The sequence below is a fragment of the Sinorhizobium sp. GQ132 genome, from assembly GCF_059758575.1.
The window spans coordinates 274,452-292,567 of sequence record NZ_JCAXDX010000005.1; the positions used below are offsets into that span (position 1 = coordinate 274,452).

Annotated in this window: 20 protein-coding genes; 12 read left to right on the forward strand and 8 right to left on the reverse strand. The window is 63.3% G+C overall.

The features are described 5' to 3' along the window. Nucleotides 1-176 precede the first annotated feature (176 nt). Nucleotides 177-614, forward strand: a complete 438-nt coding sequence (locus tag AC6CIG_RS15550) for a DUF1036 domain-containing protein (protein ID WP_003531042.1) — start codon at nucleotides 177-179, stop codon at nucleotides 612-614. Then, nucleotides 614-2,053, forward strand: coding sequence for a pyruvate kinase (pyk, locus tag AC6CIG_RS15555; RefSeq protein ID WP_018096799.1), 1,440 nt, complete (start codon nucleotides 614-616; stop codon nucleotides 2,051-2,053). The genes AC6CIG_RS15550 and pyk overlap by 1 nt, the downstream gene beginning before the upstream one ends. 262 nt (nucleotides 2,054-2,315) lie before the next feature. Here the strand turns inward: pyk and AC6CIG_RS15560 are convergent, their stop codons facing one another. The 5 genes from AC6CIG_RS15560 to AC6CIG_RS15580 form a co-directional block, all read right to left on the reverse strand. Further along, entirely contained in the window at nucleotides 2,316-2,930 is a 615-nt protein-coding gene (locus AC6CIG_RS15560) for a tetratricopeptide repeat protein (RefSeq protein ID WP_018096800.1), read from the reverse strand. Nucleotides 2,931-3,103: 173 nt separating this feature from the next. Then, nucleotides 3,104-3,229, reverse strand: a complete 126-nt coding sequence (ykgO, locus tag AC6CIG_RS15565) for a type B 50S ribosomal protein L36 (RefSeq protein ID WP_010970191.1) — start codon at nucleotides 3,227-3,229, stop codon at nucleotides 3,104-3,106. Nucleotides 3,230-3,403: 174 nt separating this feature from the next. Then, nucleotides 3,404-4,453 (reverse strand): 5-(carboxyamino)imidazole ribonucleotide synthase, encoded by a 1,050-nt coding sequence (locus AC6CIG_RS15570; protein WP_127709013.1) that lies wholly within the window; start codon nucleotides 4,451-4,453, stop codon nucleotides 3,404-3,406. After that, the gene (gene purE, locus AC6CIG_RS15575) at nucleotides 4,450-4,962 is read right to left on the reverse strand and encodes a 5-(carboxyamino)imidazole ribonucleotide mutase (RefSeq protein ID WP_018096802.1); all 513 of its coding nucleotides are present in this window, start codon (nucleotides 4,960-4,962) and stop codon (nucleotides 4,450-4,452) included. The genes AC6CIG_RS15570 and purE overlap by 4 nt, the downstream gene beginning before the upstream one ends. A 1-nt stretch (nucleotide 4,963) precedes the next feature. Next, entirely contained in the window at nucleotides 4,964-5,167 is a 204-nt protein-coding gene (locus AC6CIG_RS15580) for a YdcH family protein (protein WP_003536028.1), read from the reverse strand. Between the two features lie 211 nt (nucleotides 5,168-5,378). On the opposite strand from AC6CIG_RS15580, the gene AC6CIG_RS15585 reads away from it, so the two are divergent. Further along, nucleotides 5,379-5,552, forward strand: a complete 174-nt coding sequence (locus AC6CIG_RS15585; protein WP_003536026.1) for a YdcH family protein — start codon at nucleotides 5,379-5,381, stop codon at nucleotides 5,550-5,552. A gap of 153 nt (nucleotides 5,553-5,705) precedes the next feature. Here AC6CIG_RS15585 and AC6CIG_RS15590 read toward each other — a convergent pair whose 3' ends face one another. Next, complete coding sequence (locus AC6CIG_RS15590) at nucleotides 5,706-5,966, reverse strand: ArsR/SmtB family transcription factor (RefSeq protein ID WP_100672955.1); 261 nt, start codon at nucleotides 5,964-5,966, stop codon at nucleotides 5,706-5,708. A gap of 78 nt (nucleotides 5,967-6,044) precedes the next feature. After that, nucleotides 6,045-6,827: a sulfite exporter TauE/SafE family protein gene (locus AC6CIG_RS15595; RefSeq protein WP_127709011.1), complete on the reverse strand. Its 783-nt coding sequence runs from the start codon at nucleotides 6,825-6,827 to the stop codon at nucleotides 6,045-6,047. A 99-nt stretch (nucleotides 6,828-6,926) separates the two neighbouring features. Between AC6CIG_RS15595 and AC6CIG_RS15600 the strand changes: the two genes are divergently transcribed. The 9 genes from AC6CIG_RS15600 (at nucleotide 6,927) to AC6CIG_RS15640 (ending at nucleotide 15,990) form a co-directional block, all read left to right on the forward strand. Further along, nucleotides 6,927-7,580, forward strand: coding sequence for a thiamine phosphate synthase (locus tag AC6CIG_RS15600; protein WP_127709009.1), 654 nt, complete (start codon nucleotides 6,927-6,929; stop codon nucleotides 7,578-7,580). Between the two features lie 9 nt (nucleotides 7,581-7,589). Further along, nucleotides 7,590-8,729 (forward strand): tetratricopeptide repeat protein, encoded by a 1,140-nt coding sequence (locus AC6CIG_RS15605; RefSeq protein WP_127709007.1) that lies wholly within the window; start codon nucleotides 7,590-7,592, stop codon nucleotides 8,727-8,729. Between the two features lie 240 nt (nucleotides 8,730-8,969). After that, nucleotides 8,970-9,770, forward strand: a complete 801-nt coding sequence (locus AC6CIG_RS15610) for an inositol monophosphatase family protein (RefSeq protein ID WP_018096807.1) — start codon at nucleotides 8,970-8,972, stop codon at nucleotides 9,768-9,770. A gap of 314 nt (nucleotides 9,771-10,084) precedes the next feature. Further along, a complete protein-coding gene (locus AC6CIG_RS15615; RefSeq protein WP_127709005.1) occupies nucleotides 10,085-11,191 on the forward strand; it encodes a MotA/TolQ/ExbB proton channel family protein in 1,107 nt (368 codons plus the stop codon). Nucleotides 11,192-11,193: 2 nt separating this feature from the next. Beyond that, nucleotides 11,194-12,222 (forward strand): peptidoglycan -binding protein, encoded by a 1,029-nt coding sequence (locus AC6CIG_RS15620; RefSeq protein ID WP_018096809.1) that lies wholly within the window; start codon nucleotides 11,194-11,196, stop codon nucleotides 12,220-12,222. Nucleotides 12,223-12,554: 332 nt separating this feature from the next. Then, complete coding sequence (locus AC6CIG_RS15625) at nucleotides 12,555-13,685, forward strand: ABC transporter substrate-binding protein (RefSeq protein ID WP_437412144.1); 1,131 nt, start codon at nucleotides 12,555-12,557, stop codon at nucleotides 13,683-13,685. Nucleotides 13,686-13,691: 6 nt separating this feature from the next. Next, the gene (locus tag AC6CIG_RS15630) at nucleotides 13,692-14,735 is read left to right on the forward strand and encodes a FecCD family ABC transporter permease (protein ID WP_201269660.1); all 1,044 of its coding nucleotides are present in this window, start codon (nucleotides 13,692-13,694) and stop codon (nucleotides 14,733-14,735) included. Continuing rightward, on the forward strand, nucleotides 14,732-15,511 hold the full coding sequence (locus AC6CIG_RS15635) for an ABC transporter ATP-binding protein (RefSeq protein WP_437408066.1): 780 nt from the start codon (nucleotides 14,732-14,734) through the stop codon (nucleotides 15,509-15,511). Before AC6CIG_RS15630 ends, AC6CIG_RS15635 begins: the two co-directional genes overlap by 4 nt. Before the next feature lie 32 nt (nucleotides 15,512-15,543). Next, nucleotides 15,544-15,990, forward strand: coding sequence for a pseudoazurin (locus tag AC6CIG_RS15640; protein ID WP_018096813.1), 447 nt, complete (start codon nucleotides 15,544-15,546; stop codon nucleotides 15,988-15,990). A gap of 122 nt (nucleotides 15,991-16,112) precedes the next feature. Here the strand turns inward: AC6CIG_RS15640 and AC6CIG_RS15645 are convergent, their stop codons facing one another. Next, entirely contained in the window at nucleotides 16,113-17,915 is a 1,803-nt protein-coding gene (locus AC6CIG_RS15645) for an ABC transporter transmembrane domain-containing protein (RefSeq protein WP_018096814.1), read from the reverse strand. Nucleotides 17,916-18,116 lie beyond the last annotated feature (201 nt).

Here is an 18,116-nt window from a genome sequence, read left to right on the forward strand (position 1 = left end):
CGCAAGAAAAACGCGAAGCTCTTATGCCGTTCCGTCACAGGAATGACGATTATAATCGATTAGAGTTGCGTTGACTTTCAGGGCTGGGCGTCGCAAGAAAGTGCCACGCAAATCAAAACGGAGTTCCGTAGGAAGCCGTGTCTAGATATCCTTTTTCCAGAGTGAAGCCGGGGTCGATGACGTTTGGATCCATCCTCCTGTTTTCCTTGGCAATTTCCGCTTCATTTCTCTCTGCCGGCGATGCCCGCGCCGATTTTCGAGTCTGCAATGGGACGCAGACTCTGGTCGGCGTGGCGATCGGTTATCGGGCCAAGGAAGGCTGGGTGACCGAAGGCTGGTGGCAGGTTCCGGCGACGACCTGCGCCACGCTGATCGAAGGCGAACTTCAGTCCCGATATTATTATCTCTACGCGGAAGATGCGGCCAAGGGCGGCCGTTGGACCGGCGACGTCAACATGTGCGTGGCCGAAAACGAGTTCAAGATCGTCGGCGTGCAGGACTGCTTCGCCCGCGGCTTCCAGCGCATGGGATTCAAGGAATACGACACGGGGCGGCAGGGAAGCTGGATGGTTCAGCTTTCCGACACGCCCGGCACGCAGGAAAGCCAGAATTGATGAGACGGAACAGGAAAGTCAAAATCCTCGCGACACTCGGGCCGGCATCGGCCGACGAGCAGATGATTCAGAAGCTGCACGAGGCGGGGGCCGATCTGTTCCGAATCAACATGAGCCATGCAAGCCATGAGGTCATGCGCACGCTGATCGAACGGATCCGTGTGGTCGAGGCGCGCTGCGGCCGTCCGATCGGCATCCTCGCCGATCTGCAGGGGCCGAAGCTGCGCGTCGGAAAGTTCGCCGAAGGCAAGGTCGAACTCAAGATCGGCCAGACCTTCACGCTCGACAACCGCGATGTGCCCGGCGACAGCCGCCGCGTCTATCTTCCGCATCCGGAGATCCTCGAAGCGGTGAAGCCCGGCCATCGCTTGCTCATCGACGATGGCAAGCTGCATCTGCGCGCCGAAAAGTCCGATGGCAAGAGCATCGTCACCACGGTCGTTTCCGGCACGCGGATTTCGGACCGCAAGGGCGTCAGCCTGCCCGATACGCTGCTTGGCGTCGGCGCGCTGACCGACAAGGACCGCGTCGACCTCGACGCCGTGCTGGCGACAGGAGAGGTCGATTGGGTGGCGCTTTCCTTCATCCAGCGCCCTGAGGACCTTGCCGAGGTTCGCAAGATCGCCCGCGGTCGCGTTGGACTGATGTCGAAGATCGAGAAGCCGCAGGCGATCGAGCGGATCGACGAGATCATCGAGCTTTCGGATGCGCTGATGGTGGCACGCGGGGACCTCGGCGTCGAAATGCCGCTCGAATCCGTACCCGGGCTTCAGAAACAACTGACGCGTGCCTGCCGGCGCGCGGGCAAGCCGGTCGTCGTCGCCACGCAGATGCTCGAATCGATGATTTCCTCGCCGGTGCCGACGCGCGCAGAAGTGTCGGACGTGGCGACCGCCGTGTTCGAGGGGGCCGATGCGGTGATGCTTTCGGCCGAATCCGCCTCCGGCGAGTACCCTGTCGAGGCGGTTTCGACCATGGCGTCGATCGCCAGCAACGTCGAGCGCGATCCGCATTATCCGGGGATCATCTACGCTCAGCGCACGCCGCCGGAAGCAACGGGCGCGGACGCCATCTCGCTTGCCGCTCACCAGATCGCCGAGACGCTCAAGCTTGCCGCAATCGTGACCTACACCTCCTCCGGCACCACCGGGCTGCGCGCTGCGCGCGAGCGCCCCCAGGTGCCTGTCATCGCACTTTCGCCGATCGTCCAGACGGCTCGCCGGCTTTCCGTGGTGTGGGGGCTGCACTGTGTCGTCACAGGGGATGCGACCGATCTCGACGATATGGTCAACCGCGCCTGTCGAATCGTCTCGACGGAAGGCTTCGGGAAGCCGGGAGACCGAATCATCGTTACCGCCGGCGTGCCGCTCGGTACCCCCGGCGCCACCAACATGCTGCGCATCGCCTATATCGGCTCGGACGGCCAATCGGGCATCTGAGCCGCCGCCTGCTCGATCGAGCGCTTTTCGACGCAGCCCCTCATCCGCCTGCCGGCACCTTCTCCCCGCAAACGGGGCGAAGGGGCTCGCGGCGCCGACTTCGTCCGCTCTCCACGTTCACAGCGCGTCTTAGAGCATTTCAACGCTTCATAGAAACACTGAAATGCTCTAACCATTTGATTCAACGCACTTCCGGACGGCCGGTGGCGACGCCTTGCGCCTGCGGCCGGACGAGGGGCATTCTCGCGTCCTCAGGTGCCGGTCACGTGCGGCTGCCGGCAAGCTTTTCCGCGAGTTCGCCGAGTTGCTCCTGCGCCTTCCGGTCGGAGGGGTAGATGTCGAGGAATTGCTGCCATGCGCGCATGGCAAGTTCATCCTTCCCGGCGGCCTCGAGCATGGTGGCCATGCCGGCGAGCGCGCCGAAATGGCGAGGCTCCAGGGCAAGGACATGATTTATGTCGGACATCGACTTGCGGAAGTTGCCCATCTGGTAGTGCAGCGTGGCGCGGCGGTTCCAGCCTTCGACATAGTCGGGGGCGAGGGCAAGCGCCTGGTCCAGAAGATCGAGCGCCGCCGACTGCTTCTCATCGGCAATCGCCTTGTTGGCCCATTGCATCAGGAGATTCACGGTCGCGCTACCGGAATCCTGCCATTCGAGGCGGATGCGATCGGCCACCTGCCGGGCCTTGCCCTCATCGCCTTCCTTCTTGAGATCGGCGAAGAGGGCATCGACGCGCTCTTTCGGAGTGGTAAGCGCAGCGACCTCGGCCTGAGGCGAGGGTTCTGCCGCACTAAGCGGAGCGGCGGCCACTATCGCGGCGGCGGTCACGGCAAGAGATGCCAGTATCAGCTTCATGAAAACACGCATGGCGGACATCGTAGCCCGCCATGAAACAAGATCAAATCAATTTTGGGAAATCGGCGAGCAAGCCGCCGTGTTCCGGATTTTCCTTGAATCGCCGATTCAGGAGACGTGCAGCAAGCCGAGTGCTACGACCTTTGCGCATCCGCCAAGACGCGCGGCGCTGCAGGCACGGCCTGCAGCAAGCATCAGCCCTGGCGTGCCTTGAAGCGCGGGTTCAGCTTGTTGATGATGTAGACGCGGCCCTTGCGACGAACCAGACGGTTTTCGCGGTGACGGGTCTTCAGGGACTTGAGCGAATTCTTGATCTTCATTTTTCCTGATCCGCAGGGTTTCGGGGAACGAAAATTCGCCCGGTAATTCCAACAATCAAAAGCGCGCCGTTCAGCGCGCTGTTCAAGTAGGCAGGCACATACCGTGTCGCCCCAATCGTGTCAACCGCATGACGGGGATTTTGCCGACTGTCCCCGCCTTCCATGACGTCCCGGTCAGAGCAGGCGGGTGAAGTGCCCCATCTTGCGGCCGGACCGCGCCTCGGCCTTGCCGTAGAGATGAAGGAGCACATTGCGTTCGGCAAGCAGGTCCGGAACGCGGGCGATGTCGTCGCCGACGAGGTTCTGCATCACGCAGTCCGAATGGCGCGACGGGTCGCCGAGGGGCAGGCCTGCAATCGCGCGGATATGCTGCTCGAACTGCGAAACGACGCAAGCGGCCTCCGTCCAGTGGCCGGAATTGTGTACGCGCGGCGCGATCTCGTTTGCGACGACGCCGCCGTCGGCCAGAACGAAGAACTCGACACCGATGACGCCGACATAGCCGAGCGCGTCGAGAATGGCGGTTGCCGCCTTGCGGGCGGCCTCCGTGGTCGACCCGCCGACGGATGCGGGCACGGTCGATGTGTGAAGAATGCCGTTGCGATGCACATTTTCGGCAGGATCGAAACAGGCGGTCGTGCCGTCGGGCGCGCGTGCGGCGATGACCGAGATCTCCCGGTCGAACGGCACGAAGCTTTCGAGGATCAGCGGGACCTGTCCGAGCGCGACATAGGCGCCGGCCGGATCGTCGGCAGCGGAACGGAAGACGCGCTGGCCCTTGCCGTCGTAGCCGAGCCGGCGGGTCTTGAGCACGCCGGCCCCGCCGAAGTCCGCAAGGGCGGCCTCCAGATCGGCCTGGCTGTCGACGGGATGGAATCCGGCGGTGGCGATGCCGCAGCCGTTGATGAAGCGTTTCTCGACGAGACGGTCCTGCGCGACTTCCAAGGCCTTCGGCGGCGGGAAGACCGGCCGCGAACGGGCGAGTTGCTCGGCGGCCGCGACCGGGACGTTCTCGAATTCGTAAGTGATGAGATCCGCCACCCGCGCAAGCTCGTCCAATGCGCGCGGATCATCATAGGCGGCAATGATCTGGTCGTTCGCCACCTGCGCCGCCGGACAGTCCGGCTGCGGCTCGAGCACCACGGTGCGGAAGTTCAGGCGGGCAGCGGCCATGGCCAGCATGCGGCCAAGCTGGCCGCCACCGATGATGCCTATGGTCTTCATGCCTCGTCTACCGGATATTCCGCGACCGATACGGTCTGCTGTTCGCGCCAGTCGTCGAGACGGTCGGCAAGATCCTCGTCACCCAGCGCGAGCACGGCGGCGGCCAGAAGTGCCGCATTGATGGCGCCCGCCTTGCCGATCGCAAGCGTGCCGACCGGAATGCCGGCCGGCATCTGCACGATCGACAGCAGGCTGTCCTGGCCGGAAAGCGCTCTCGACTGGACCGGGACGCCGAAGACCGGCAGCGGCGTCATGGCCGCGCACATGCCGGGAAGATGCGCCGCACCGCCGGCGCCGGCGATGATCACCTGGAACCCCTCGTCGCGCGCGCCCTTGGCGAAGCGGACCAGGCGGTCGGGCGTGCGATGGGCGGAAACGATCCGGGCTTCGTAAGCGATGTCGAGCGCCTCGAGCGTGTCGGCCGCGTTCTTCATCGTCTCCCAGTCCGACTGGCTTCCCATGATGATGGCGACGGGCGGGGGCGTAGTATCGGTCACGTCTCGATCCATTTCAGGCGATGATGTCGGGAATGATCTGGTCTTCGATCTTGGTGATCTTGTCCTTGATGGCCAGCTTCTTCTTTTTCATGCGCTGGACGCGCAAGGCGTCGCAACCCGTCTGGATCATCGCGTTGATTGCCGCGTCGTAGTCTTCGTGTTCCTGCCTCAGGCGCGCGATAGTCAGTCTGAGTTCGGCCTGGTCCTGGTCCGGCATGCAAAGCGATCCCCATAAGCCCGGCTTCGCCGATCCGCGATCCGGAAATTCCTGCGTCGCTCTACCACATCTTGGTTGGCGACGGGAAGTTACCCGGCGTCATCATTTCGCCTTCGACAAATGAAAAATGGCATGGCACATTAAAAAGGTTTCAACCATGGAACATCCGGCATTTGCGTGCCGGATGCAAGCTAAAGGGAAGGGACTGCCAATGACCATTGAGGCTCATCTTGCAACGCTTGAGAAAAAACATGGCGTCCTTGAAGAGGAGCTACACGAGGCTCTGAACTCTCCGTCCTGCGAGGACGAACTGATCAGCGAACTCAAGCGACGGAAGCTGCGCATCAAGGACGAAATCGAAAGACTCCGTTCCTCGACGCACTGAGCGTGAACGGTACTCCCGATTGTATCGGGATGCATCGCCACGCGGAACTGCAGAGGCGATGCAACGATAGGGTCAAAGCAATCCCGAAAAGATAGATTGCATTGCTTGACCGGACCAAGGTCCGGTCGGCTTTGCGCGGCCGGACGGAATGCATCAGGACCAGAATTGGTCCAGCCACAGGTTGAGCCGGTCGAAACCCGGCTTGTTGATCGCGTAGATCCGCCGTGTGCCGCTGGTCGAAACTGATACCAGGCTGCAGTCAAGCAGGGCTTTCAGATGCTGGGAGACGGCGGGCCGGCTGATCGGCAGACCTTCGGCGAGCTCGTTGACGGTTCTTGGCGCGCGCCTGAGTTCCTCCAGCAGATGGCGCCGGTTCGGATCCGCAATGGCATCGAATGGGTCCGCGATCGTCATGCGCGGACGTTAGGCGAATTCCCCCGGAGCGGCAAGAAAATTGTGCGGTGCGGAACGTGCTTCGCACAGCAGCACCCGCTATACTCCTCCCGATACGATGCTCCGGAGCCCATCCCATATAAGCTTCGAGCCGGCGAGGAAGGCCATCGTGTACATGAAGGGATAAAAGACCTGCGGCTTCATCCGCCGGACGGTCCAGGCGCCGCAGGCGGTCGCGACCATGGCCAGCGGGAAGAGCGTTGCCGAGGTCTTGAGATTGCTGAGATCGAGTTGGCCAAGGGCGAAATAGGGGATGAGCTTCACCGCATTGAGGGTCGCGAAGAAGCGCACGATGGTGCCGGTATATTCGCGCGGCGCGAGCTTCAGCGGCAGTGCGTATATCTGGAAGGGCGGACCGCCGGCATGGGCGACGAAACTGCCGTAGCCGGCGAAGGAGCCCCAGAGTGCCGCCGGACCGGCGCGCTGCGGTTTCGGCTGGATGGGCGGACCATTGCGGCTGCGCCACAGGGTGTAGACATAGCGCAGTACGAAGACGACGGTGATGAGCCCGATGATCAGCCTCAGCGCGTCGCGGGGCACATAGGCGGACGTGGCCCAGCCGACCGCGATGCCGGCGAGGGCGCCCGGGAGGAGCATCACGAGGGTTTGCCGATCCCCGTGCTTGCGCCAGATCAAAAGGGAAACCATGTCCATGGCGATGAGGATCGGCAGGAGCAGCGCCGCGGCCTGTACGGGCGAAACGACCATCGACAGGATCGGGACGCCCATCAGCGACAGGGCCTCGCCCATGCCCCCCTTGGACAGGCCAACGAGCACGACGGCCGGAACGGCAACGAGATAGAAGTCGATGTCGGGAAGCATTGGCGGCGGTTGATCCTTTTGTCATCTCCGTCTATCGGTTTTCCGCAATGAAATCGAGTGCCGGCTTCCGGCCCGAAGCGAGATCGCCAGGATTGACCCATGAGCAACATTGAAGACCGCTGCCGCCTCGTGCTGGTCGTTCCGGATATCGCAGATAGCGCGGAACGCGCGAAACTCGTCGGCGAGGCGCTGAGGGGCGGCGACGTAGCGTCGGTGATCGTGCCGCAATACGCGCTCGGCGATGCGGATTTCCAGATGCATGCGGAAGCGCTCGTGCCGGTTATCCAGCAGGCCGGCGCCGCGGCCTTGATCGAGGGCGACACGCGCGTCGCCGGACGGGCGAAGGCGGACGGTCTCCACATCGCCGGCGGTCCGGATGCGCTTGCAGATGCGATCGAGCGGCACGCGCCGAAGTTGATCGTCGGCGGCGGCAACGCCACAGACCGTCACCATGCGCTCGAGATCGGCGAGCTGCGGCCCGATTACGTTTTCTTTGGCCGCACGGATGGCGACATAAAGCCGGAGGCGCATCCGAAGAACCTGGCACTCGCCGAATGGTGGGCGTCGATGATCGAAATTCCCTGCATCGTCATGGGCGGCACGGATCCGCAATCCGCGCTTGCGGTCGCCGAAACCGGTGCCGAGTTCGTTGCGCTCCGCCTTGCCGTCTTCGGCGAGGCCGGTCAGGCGCCGTCGGTGGTTGCGGCCGTCAACGCATTGCTTGACGAAAAAGCGCCACGGTTTGAAGGTTAAGACCTGCCGATGGTAATCCGCTCTCTCCTCAAATCCAGCCGGCCCGCAGCCCTTGCCGCCGCGATGCTTCTTGCAGTCGCGCCCGCCGTGGCTCAGCAACCGGGCGCGCCGGCCGACGAGGGCAGCGCGTCGAAGCGCGGGCGGATCACGCCTTTCAACGGCGCGGTACTGCCGGAGGATGCGGAGCGCAAACCGGCAGCGGCCGCTCCGGAAAAGCCGAAGCCCGGCGACGGCAGTGCGCCTTCGAAGGGCGTCACCGTTTTCGATCGCATGGGAGCCGAATTGCCGGCTCTTCCCGAGGAAAAGCCCTTCACCGGCAAGATCGACGAAGCCTACGGCGCCTTCCAGCGAGGGTACTATCTGACGGCGATCGACCTTGCCTTGCCGCGGGCTCAGCTCGGCGACCCCGCCGCCCAGACGCTCGTCGCCGCGATCCTGGAACAGGGTCTCGGCGTTGCACGCGACGCCAAGGCGGCGGCGTTCTGGTACGGCCAGGCGGCGAACAATGGCGACCCGGCGGCCATGTTCAAATATGCGCTGATCCTGATGGAGGGCCGCTACGTCAAGCGCGACCGGAAGAAGGCCGACGAACTGATGAAGAAGGCTGCCGATCTCGGCAACGCCTCGGCCCAGTTCAACTACGGGCAAACGCTCGTGGCCGACATGCCGGGCGAGCGGGGGCTGAAGGCGGCGATGCCCTATTACGAGAAATCCGCCGAGCAGGGCATTGCGGATGCGCAGTATGCGCTCTCGCAGATCTATCTCAATGTCGACGGCATAGAGGAGAGCAAGCGGGCCCGTGCGCGCGAGTGGCTGCTCAGGGCGGCGCGGGCGGGCTATGATACCGCCCAGCTCGACATTGCCATCTGGCTGATCGAGGGTATTGCCGGCGACCGCAATCTGGAAGAGGGGTTTGCCTGGATGAAACGCGCCGCCGAAAGCGGCAACGTCGTCGCCCAGAACCGGCTTTCCCATCTCTACGTCAATGCCATTGGAACCCGTCCGAACCCGGTGGAGGCGGCAAAGTGGTACGTGCTCTCGCGCCGGGCCGGCCTCAAGGACGATGCGCTCGAGGATTTCTATCTCGGCCTCAACGAAACGCAGCAGAAATCGGCGCTGGCGGCGGCAAACAAATATCGCTCGACCTGACACGCGCCGGCAGACCCGATCTATTTCGCTTGAACTTCCGGGGTTTTTGTGGTCTTGAAGCCCCGGTTTTCTCCGCGGCCTTCCACCCCTGTGCCGCCGCGGACGGAGTGACATCTCACTCGGTTTTTTGACGACGGTTCTCCTGCCCGCGCTTCGAGCTGCGGCCCGCATGCGAACTGTCAGACAGGTTCAATGTCCGGTCGAGCGGTCTCGGCCGGCCTTCGCTAGAGGAATTGCCGTATGGCCCGCTCCGCCCTTCTCAATGTCATGGTCCAGGCCGTCTTCAAGGCCGGCAAGTCGCTGGCACGCGATTTCGGCGAAGTACAGAACCTGCAGGTTTCCTTGAAAGGACCGGCCGACTACGTTTCGCAGGCGGACCGCAAGGCCGAGCGGATCATCCGTGAGGAGCTCATGAAGGCTCGCCCGACCTACGGCTTCCTCGGCGAGGAGGGCGAGGAGATCAAGGGAACGGACGGCGCCCATCGCTGGATCGTCGATCCGCTCGACGGCACCACCAATTTCCTGCACGGCATTCCGCATTTCGCCATCTCCGTCGCGCTCGAGCGCCAGGGCGAGATCGTCGGCGCGGTCGTCTTCAACCCGGCGACGGACGAGCTCTACACCGCCGAGCGAGGCGGCGGCGCCTTCCTGAACGACCGCCGCCTGCGCGTCGGCGCGCGCAAGGCCCTCTCCGATGCCGTGATCGGGACCGGCACGCCCCATCTCGGCCGCGGCAATCACGGCAAGTATCTGGTCGAGCTGCGCCACGTAATGGGCGAGGTCGCCGGCATTCGCCGCATGGGCTCCGCCTCGCTCGATCTCGCCTATGTTGCGGCCGGCCGCTTCGACGGCTTCTGGGAACGGGACCTTGCCGCCTGGGACATGGCTGCCGGCCTCTTGCTCATCCGCGAGGCCGGCGGGTGGTCCACCGATGCCGAAGGCGGCAGCAAACCGCTGGAAGCAGGTTCGATCGTCTGCGGCAACGAGCATATCGCAAAGGCGCTTCGCGAGGTGATCCAGCGCCCGATTCCGTCCAAGTAACGGCAATATAGTTCGCCCGGAACGGTGCAACGTTTCCGGGAGGGCAACATGCATAAAACAGCAAGCTGAAGCGTGCCGTGTGAATTCGATTTGAATGCGACGCGCTTTAGTGCCGTGCCCTTTGTTTTCCCTTCAATTCGGCGCAAACTTCCACTAGTCTCCGGGCCAATACGGATGGCCTCAGGCCATCGGCAGCACTGCTCTTCGATCGTCTTCGATTTGGGAATGGTGTAGCAATTCAGAGTGATGCGGCCGCCCTCTTGTTCGTCGGACAGGCGCGGAAACTGCCGCAAAACCGGGAGACTGGCGAACTTATGGCGAAACTGAATCTGTCCGGCTGGCGCGATCGCGAAGACGTGGAGGAGGACTACGGTCCGCACAAGCTTTCGAGCCCGATGCCCTATTTTTGGACGATGGTCCTTTTCCTGATCATCGTCGGTTTCGTCGCTGCGATCCTCTTCCGCCAGGCAAGCGAGGCCTTCGCCGGCAATCCCGGCCTCAACGGGCTGATCCTGGGCGTGCTCGTGATCGGTATCCTGCTGGCGTTCAACCATGTCCTCAGTCTGAGACCCGAGGTTCGCTGGTTCAACTCCTTCCGTGCCGCCGGCAGCGCCGATAAGGTCGGGCGCGATCCGGTGCTGCTTGCGCCAATGCGTGCTCTCATCGGGGGGCGCCAAACGACGGCAATCTCGACGGCCGCGCTCCGGTCCATCCTGGATTCAATCGCTGCGCGCCTCGACGAGTCGCGCGACATCACCCGCTATCTCGCCGGACTTCTCGTTTTCCTCGGCCTGCTCGGCACGTTCTGGGGCCTGCTCGGCACCATCGGCTCCATCAACACCGTGATCCAGTCGCTGGATGCGGGAAGCGGCAGCACCGACGACCTCCTGGGCTCCCTCAAGAGCGGTCTTTCGGCACCTCTCACCGGCATGGGAACGGCGTTCTCCGCCTCGCTCTTCGGTCTTTCCGGTTCGCTCATCGTGGGCTTTCTCGATCTGCAGGCGGGACGCGCGCAGAATCGCTTCTATACGGAGCTCGAGAACTGGCTCTCGTCGGTAACCGACGTCAGCTCCGGTTTTTCCTCGCCGGGCGACATGACCGACGGCGCTCCGGTGGAAGAGCTGCGGCGGCTCACCGACCAGCTTACGCGCCTGACGCATGACGGCGGCGTGAACCAGCGCACCACCGCGGCCATGGCGAGCCTCGCCGAAGGCATCCAGGGCCTCGTCAAGAACATGCGCGGCGAGCAGCAGATGCTGCGCGACTGGATCGAGGCGCAGCAGGAGGAAGCCAAGGCGATGCGCAAGACTCTCGACCGGCTGACGGCGCGCATCGGCCAGGCCGACCGGATCACCGTGCAAAGCGAGAAGGCCGCAGGACAGGCGAAGCTCAGCCGCATCGAAGACGGCGGAGGGGATTGAGCATGGCGCTTTCCCGACGCCGCGATCCGCGGGCGATCAACTATTGGCCGGGCTTCGTCGACGCGCTCTCGACGCTGCTCATGGCGATCATGTTCCTGCTCAGCGTTTTCGTCACCGCGCAGTTCCTGCTCGGCCGGGAGATCAGCGGCAAGGACGAGGTGCTGAACCGGCTGAACAGCCAGATCAACGAACTCACCCAGCTTCTGGCGCTCGAGAAAAGCGGCAAGCAGGATCTGGAGGATTCGCTCGCCAACCTGCAGGCGTCGCTTTCACAGTCGGAAGGCGAGCGGTCCCGCCTGCAGGCCCTGCTCGACCGGGGCGCCGGCAGTGCCGAAGTCGCCGACGAAAAGATCGGCCGGCTTGGGTCCGAGCTCGAAAACGAGCGGCAGGTCAGCGCCCGGGCCATGAGTCAGATCGAACTGTTGAACCAGCAGATCGCAGCGCTTCGCAGCCAGATCGCCGCCATCGAAGGCGCACTCCAGGCATCGGAGGCGAAGGACGACGCCTCGCAGGCCAAGATAGCCGATCTCGGCCGCAGGCTGAACGTCGCCTTGGCGCAGCGTGTCCAGGAGCTCAACCGCTACCGTTCGGACTTCTTCGGCCGGCTGAGGGAAATCCTGTCGGATCGGGAAAATATCCGCATCGTCGGCGACCGTTTCGTCTTCCAGTCGGAAGTGCTCTTTCCATCGGGCGGCAGCGACCTGAACCCGGAAGGGCAGGCCGAGATGGCGAAACTTGCGACAGCCCTTCTCGACCTTGCCAAGGAGATCCCGGCGGAGATCAACTGGGTACTGCGCGTGGACGGCCACACGGACGACGTTCAGCTGTCGGGGATAGGGCGCTTCCGGGACAATTGGGAACTGTCGTCCGCCCGCGCGACGTCCGTCGTCAAGTTCCTGATCTCGAAAGGCGTTCCGGCCGACCGGCTGGTGGCGGCCGGCTTCGGGGAGTATCAGCCCATCGCACCGGGCGAAAGCCAGGAAGCACGCGCGCAGAACCGCCGCATCGAGCTCAAGCTCACGGAGAAATAAGCTCCCCTGCGTGTTGGATAGACGTCGGCATGATGGTCGCACTGACTTCTCGCCGTCTGCCCTTCCTTGGACGCGGCAGGGCTGTCGATGCTCGCCGTGCGTGACGCTCCGTGCCGGGCGGCGGCGCTGTCGGCGGCTGCATCTTTTCCCGACTGACGCGGCGTGCTGCGCCGGCGGGAAGGTCGAGGGCCAAACGCCGAAGCATTTCCCAGTAAAGGGCGTCCGCTCGGATTCGGGCAGGGTACAAACCGTTGCAACGTTTCAGTTTTTCAACAAACCATCCGGGTGTCTTACCTTCGCTCTACTGACGCTTGTTTCCTGATGATTCAAACTTGACTCTTTGCCTGGTCCGATCCACAGCCGTTGGATTCGCGTTCGCTGTTGCCGCACTGCTCGATGTCGCGGGAGCCGCTGCCGAAGAAAAGACGTTCGTTGACGTCATCGGTCGAGAGGTGAAGGCTGACCTGCCCGCCAAAAGGGTTCTGCTCGGCTTCTATTTCGAAGACTACATGGCCGTGGGCCGCGAGGCTTCCTATGACAAGGTCGTCGGCATCTCCCGTGAGGCCTGGGAGGGTTGGCGGCCGACCAGCTGGGCCAAATACGTCGCCCATCGGCCGTCGCTCGACAAAATCCCCGATGTCGGAGAGGTCGAAGCCCAGACTTTTTCCATCGAGAAAGTTTTGGAGCTGAAGCCGGACATCGTCGTGCTGGCGGACTGGCAGTATAAGGGCCTTGGTCTAGATGCCGATCGCATCGAGGATGCGGGCATTCCGATTGCCGTTGTCGACTTCAATGCCCAGGCGCTGGAGCGGCACCTCGATAGCGCCTGGATTCTAGGCCTGATCACCGGCGAAGAGCAGCGGGCTAGCACGATCGCAGCGGACTACAGGGCGACCGTCGACCTGATTGGTCAGCGGCTCGCCAAATCCGGCAAAAAGGAGCCGAAAATCTATGTGGAATTCGGCAATAAGGGGCCAGCTGAATACAGCTTCACCTATGGCAAGAATATGTGGGGCGCGATGGCGACGGCGGCCGGCGGTGACAATATCGCCGCCCCTTTCGTGGAGTGGTGGGGCCCGATCAATCCTGAGCAGGTTCTGGCGTCCAAACCGGATGTGATTGTCATATCGGGCACCGAATCCCGCAAGAATCCGACCGCAATGTTGATGGGTGAAGGCATTAGCAAAGCCGAGGCACTGGAGCGCCTGAAGGGCTTCACTGCCCGCGCAGGCTGGGACCAGATCCCTGCGGCCCGGCAAGGGCGGATCTTCGGAGTCTATCAGGGTGCATCGCGTACGCTGGCCGATCATGCGATGATGCAGTTCTTCGCCAAGGCGCTCTATCCCGATCTCTTCGCCGATCTTGACCCGGAGAAAACCTACAGGGACTTTTACAAAAAGTATCTGCCCGTCGTTCCGGAAGGCACCTTCACGGTGTCGCTTTCCGACAAGGCTGGTGGGTGATCCCACATGACTGGCGCCACATTGGTCGCTTCAGCCATGGCAGGCCAGCGTCGCCGGGAGCGGCGGCGCTGGCGCCTGCTTTTCGGCATGACGCTGTTCTGTTGTGTAACATTGGTGATCGACATCGGCACCGGACCATCCATGGTGTCGCCAGCCCAGGTGCTCGCCGCGCTTTTCCGCGCGGAAGCCGCCGACGATATGACGCTAGCCATCGTCAACGATCTCCGCTTGCCCATGGCCTTGATGGCTCTCGTCGTCGGCTGTGCGCTCGGTGCCGGGGGAGCGGAAATTCAGACGCTTCTCAACAATCCGATGGCCAGTCCCTATACACTCGGGCTCGCCGCCGCCGCCGGCTTCGGCGCGGCCATCAGCATCTTTACAGGCGGCTTCGGCCTGCATCCCGCAATGTCCGTGCCGCTCGGCGCATTCGTCTTTGCGATGCTGGCCTCGGCCTTCCTGTTCCTGCTCGCCGGCTTTGCGAACATAACCTCGACCATGCTCGTGCTGGCTGGCATCGCGCTCCTCTTCTTTTTCCAATCCCTGCTCTCGCTCTTGCAATTCATCGCCTCGCCGGAAGTCGGCCAGCAGATCCTTTTCTGGCTGTTCGGCAGCCTCACCAAGACCACGTGGACGAACCTCTGGGTCACGCTCGGCGTGACGGTCTTCTGCATTACCTTGCTGTTTCGTGACGCCTGGAAGCTTACGGCGCTTCGCCTTGGCGAGGCACGCGCGCAAAGCCTCGGCGTCGATCTCACCCGTCTGCGTCTGACGACGCTGGTTCTTACCGGGCTAATGACGTCCACCGCGATCAGCTTCGTCGGAATCATCGGATTCGTCGGTCTCGTTGCGCCGCATGTCGCGCGATTGCTTGCAGGCGAGGATCAGCGCTTCTTCCTGCCGCTTTCCATGATTACGGGGGCGGCATTCCTGTCGATGGCGTCCATCATCTCGAAAGTCGTTATCCCCGGCGCCCTCTTTCCCGTCGGTATAGTCACTGCCATGGTCGGTGTGCCGTTCTTCTTCTGGATCATGCTGGCGCGACGCCGATGAGCGAACTCGTCCTGGATGATCTTACCCTGTATCGCGGCCGTCATTGCGTCGCCAAGGACCTATACCTGCGCTTCCTGCCTGGGCAGATGCATGTCATCCTCGGCCCAAACGGAGCGGGAAAATCGTCGCTCCTGCGCGCGCTCTTCGGCGAAATTCGGCCGGTTGCGGGCACGATCCGTCGCGGGAGTACCGCTCTGTCGCATCGCAATCTGCGCGCGTGGCGAAACGCTGTCGGCTACATGCCGCAAGATACAACCATCGATGCCTCGCTCACTGCCCTCGAGGTGGTGCTTCTCGGGCGCATGGGCGAACTCTCCTTCCACGTCGATGACGACACCCTGCGCGCGGCGGCCGAGGCCATGGAGGCGGCGGGTATCGCGCATCTGGCGGAACACGACATTCTGTCGCTCAGTGGCGGCCAGCGGCAGCTCGCCCTGTTCGCCCAAGTGCTGCTGCGGGATCCGGACATTCTTCTTTTGGACGAACCGGTGAGTGCGCTGGACATGCACCACCAGCAGAAACTCCTAGACCTCGCCCATAGGGAGACCCGCTCGCGCAACCGGATCAGCATCCTTGTCCTGCACGACCTCAGCCTCGCGGCTCAATACGCCGACCAGCTGATCCTCATCGGTGACGGCCAAGTGAAGGCGGTGGGACGTCCATCCGAAGTCCTCGACGCTGACCTCATCGGCCGCACCTATGGCGTGGAAGTGGAGATACTTACCGACAGTGCCGGCGCGCCCGTCGTGCGCCCCAAGCGATCCGTTCTCGCGTGAAATCCCTTCCCATGCCTCAGCCGGAGAAAACAATGCACCGCCTCGCCCAAGTCGCCCTGATCATGCTCGCAACCATTGCCGTGCCGCCTGTCTCCCAGGCGGCGGACCATGAAGTGAAAATGGTGAACTACGGCGCCGAAGGCAGCATGGTGTTCGAGCCTGGTTTTCTTGAAGTGGAGGTGGGTGATACAGTCACGTTTGTGCCCACCAACAGCGGCCACAATGTGCGTTCCTATGCGGTTCCAGAGGGGGTGGAAACCTGGAATACGCCGCTCGACGAAAGAGCCACCGTTAAGATCGAACGGCCTGGTGTCTATGTCTATTATTGCCCGCCCCATTTGATGATGAGCATGATCGGCGTGATCAAGGCCGGCGAGCCGGCCAATCTCGCAGCCGTCCTGCAGAAGGCGGGCAAACTGCGTTCCAAACTTGTCATGGAGGGCGAGAGGCTCGACAACTATCTTCGCCAGGTGAAGTAGGAGCGCGCGAATTCCGGACCACCTGCGGGAGGTTTGCCACGATCTTCCTTCCGGCAGTGCGTGGTTCAAAGAGGACGCCCACGCCTGCAGCTTTGCGAAGAAGGAGCAGCTATCAACGTCAGCTAAACTCGCGAGCCGACGAACAGTGCTTCTGCGCCGTGATCGAACTGGAGCCGCGCGAGCTTCGCATAAAGCCCGCCCTGGCGGATCAGCGACTCGTGGGTTCCTTCCTCGACGATACGGCCGTGCTCCATTACCAGAATGCGATCCGCCTTGAGCACGGTGGCGAGCCGATGGGCGATGACGAGCGTCGTGCGCTCCTGCATCAGGTTCTCAAGCGCCTTCTGCACCGCCGTTTCGCTCTCCGCATCGAGCGCCGAGGTCGCCTCGTCGAGGAGAAGGATCGGAGCGTTTTTGAGGATGGCGCGGGCGATCGCGATGCGCTGGCGCTGGCCGCCCGAAAGGGTCACCCCGCGCTCGCCGACCAGCGTGTCGTAGCCCTGATCCAGCCTGCCGATGAACTCTTCGGCCTGCGCCGCGACGGCGGCGGCGCGCACCGCTTCGCGGCTTGCCTCCGGCACGCCGAAGGCGATGTTGTCGTGCACCGAGGTGGCGAAGATGGTCACGTCCTGAGGCACGATCGCAAGTCTCTCCCGAAGATTCGCGGGATCGACGGCGCGTATGTCCGTACCGTCGACGCGGATGGTGCCTTTCGCCGGGTCGTAATAACGCAGGAGCATCGAGAAGACCGTGCTCTTGCCGGCGCCGGACGGGCCGACGATGGCCACCGTCTCGCCCGGTCTTACCGCAAAGGTCAAGCCCCGGAGGCTCTTATAGTCCGGCCGGGCGGGATAGGCGAAGTGGACACCGTCGAACTCCACCGCACCCGCGGCAGGGACGGGCATTGCGACCGGATGCTCGGGCGCCCCGATCTCCGGCACTTCGCTCAGAAGCTCGTTCAGACGCTCGGCGGCCCCCGCCGCCTGCGAGAGCTCTCCCCACACTTCCGAGAGTGCGCCGAGGCTGCCTGCCGCAAAAACGGAATAGAGCAGGAACTGACCGAGCGTCCCCGCGGAAAGCGAGCCCGCCAGGACGTCCCGCGCACCGAACCAGAGCACGGCGACGACGCTTCCGAAGATCATGGTGATGGCAAAGGCGGTCAGCACCGAGCGCGCTTTGGTCGCAGCGCGCGCGGCGCGATAGGCAGCCTCCACAGCGCTGCCGTAGCGCGAGCGCGCGCTCTCCTCACCGTTGAAGGCCTGCACGGTGCGGGTGGCGGCGATCGCTTCGCCGGCATAGGCGGAGGCGGCCGCGAGCATGTCCTGCGCTTCGCGGGAACGCCGGCGTACCGAGCGTCCGAAGCCGACGAGGGGGAAGACGATGAGGGGGATCGCCGCAAGCACGAGGCTCGAAAGCTTCGGGCTCGTATAGACCATCATGCCCATTGCGCCGAGACAGAGGATCAGGTTGCGCAGCGCCACCGATGCCGTCGCACCCACCGCCGACTTGATCTGCGTCGCGTCGGCCGTCAGCCGCGAGACGATTTCGCCGGACTGATTGACGTCGAAGAATGAGGCCGAGAGCTGCATGACGCGTGCGAAGACGTCGCGTCTGAGGTCGGCGACGATGCGCTCGCCGAGCGAGATCACGAAGTAATAGCGGGCGGCACTGGCAAGGGCGAGGACCACTGCAAGCACCATTAGCATGGAGAAATAGGTGTTGATGAAGCCGGAGTCGGAACTGGAGAAGCCGTGATCGATCATCCGTCGAACGGCCAGCGGCAAGGTCAGCGTGGTGGCCGCTGCAACGGTCAGAGAGACGGCGGCGCCGATGGCGAGGCCACGGTAACGCGAGAGATAAGGCAGCACGGTTGCGAGCGGGCGGATGGACCTGCGCGCCGGCGGTTGTTTTTCTTGTCTTGGCACGTAGCCCCCCGTTCGCCTGTCACGGGGCCACAGGCCTGTACGCCGCCGAGGCGCCAGAGCTGTGCGACTGCGATCTGCTGGCGCCCCGGACCGTGCCGATCCGACGAACCATGCAGAGATCACAAGTCTTCCGCGCGGCACTTGTTATCCCGCAGACCTTCATGTATAGGCACGGCATCGAATTGGGAAGCCGCGGCCCAA

Bases quoted from the DNA above. Each gene is read 5' to 3' on its own strand.
- AC6CIG_RS15550 (WP_003531042.1), top strand. From the start codon at position 177: ATGACGTTTGGATCCATCCTCCTGTTTTCCTTGGCAATTTCCGCTTCA.
- pyk (WP_018096799.1), top strand. From the start codon at position 614: ATGAGACGGAACAGGAAAGTCAAAATCCTCGCGACACTCGGGCCGGCA.
- AC6CIG_RS15605 (WP_127709007.1), top strand. From the start codon at position 7,590: ATGGTAATCCGCTCTCTCCTCAAATCCAGCCGGCCCGCAGCCCTTGCC.
- AC6CIG_RS15610 (WP_018096807.1), top strand. From the start codon at position 8,970: ATGGCCCGCTCCGCCCTTCTCAATGTCATGGTCCAGGCCGTCTTCAAG.
- AC6CIG_RS15640 (WP_018096813.1), top strand. From the start codon at position 15,544: ATGCACCGCCTCGCCCAAGTCGCCCTGATCATGCTCGCAACCATTGCC.
- AC6CIG_RS15630 (WP_201269660.1), top strand. From the start codon at position 13,692: ATGACTGGCGCCACATTGGTCGCTTCAGCCATGGCAGGCCAGCGTCGC.
- purE (WP_018096802.1), bottom strand. From the start codon at position 4,962: ATGGATCGAGACGTGACCGATACTACGCCCCCGCCCGTCGCCATCATC.
- AC6CIG_RS15580 (WP_003536028.1), bottom strand. From the start codon at position 5,167: ATGCCGGACCAGGACCAGGCCGAACTCAGACTGACTATCGCGCGCCTG.
- AC6CIG_RS15590 (WP_100672955.1), bottom strand. From the start codon at position 5,966: ATGACGATCGCGGACCCATTCGATGCCATTGCGGATCCGAACCGGCGC.
- ykgO (WP_010970191.1), bottom strand. From the start codon at position 3,229: ATGAAGATCAAGAATTCGCTCAAGTCCCTGAAGACCCGTCACCGCGAA.
- AC6CIG_RS15560 (WP_018096800.1), bottom strand. From the start codon at position 2,930: ATGTCCGCCATGCGTGTTTTCATGAAGCTGATACTGGCATCTCTTGCC.
- AC6CIG_RS15595 (WP_127709011.1), bottom strand. From the start codon at position 6,827: ATGCTTCCCGACATCGACTTCTATCTCGTTGCCGTTCCGGCCGTCGTG.
- AC6CIG_RS15585 (WP_003536026.1), top strand. From the start codon at position 5,379: ATGACCATTGAGGCTCATCTTGCAACGCTTGAGAAAAAACATGGCGTC.
- AC6CIG_RS15620 (WP_018096809.1), top strand. From the start codon at position 11,194: ATGGCGCTTTCCCGACGCCGCGATCCGCGGGCGATCAACTATTGGCCG.
- AC6CIG_RS15600 (WP_127709009.1), top strand. From the start codon at position 6,927: ATGAGCAACATTGAAGACCGCTGCCGCCTCGTGCTGGTCGTTCCGGAT.
- AC6CIG_RS15570 (WP_127709013.1), bottom strand. From the start codon at position 4,453: ATGAAGACCATAGGCATCATCGGTGGCGGCCAGCTTGGCCGCATGCTG.
- AC6CIG_RS15615 (WP_127709005.1), top strand. From the start codon at position 10,085: ATGGCGAAACTGAATCTGTCCGGCTGGCGCGATCGCGAAGACGTGGAG.
- AC6CIG_RS15635 (WP_437408066.1), top strand. From the start codon at position 14,732: ATGAGCGAACTCGTCCTGGATGATCTTACCCTGTATCGCGGCCGTCAT.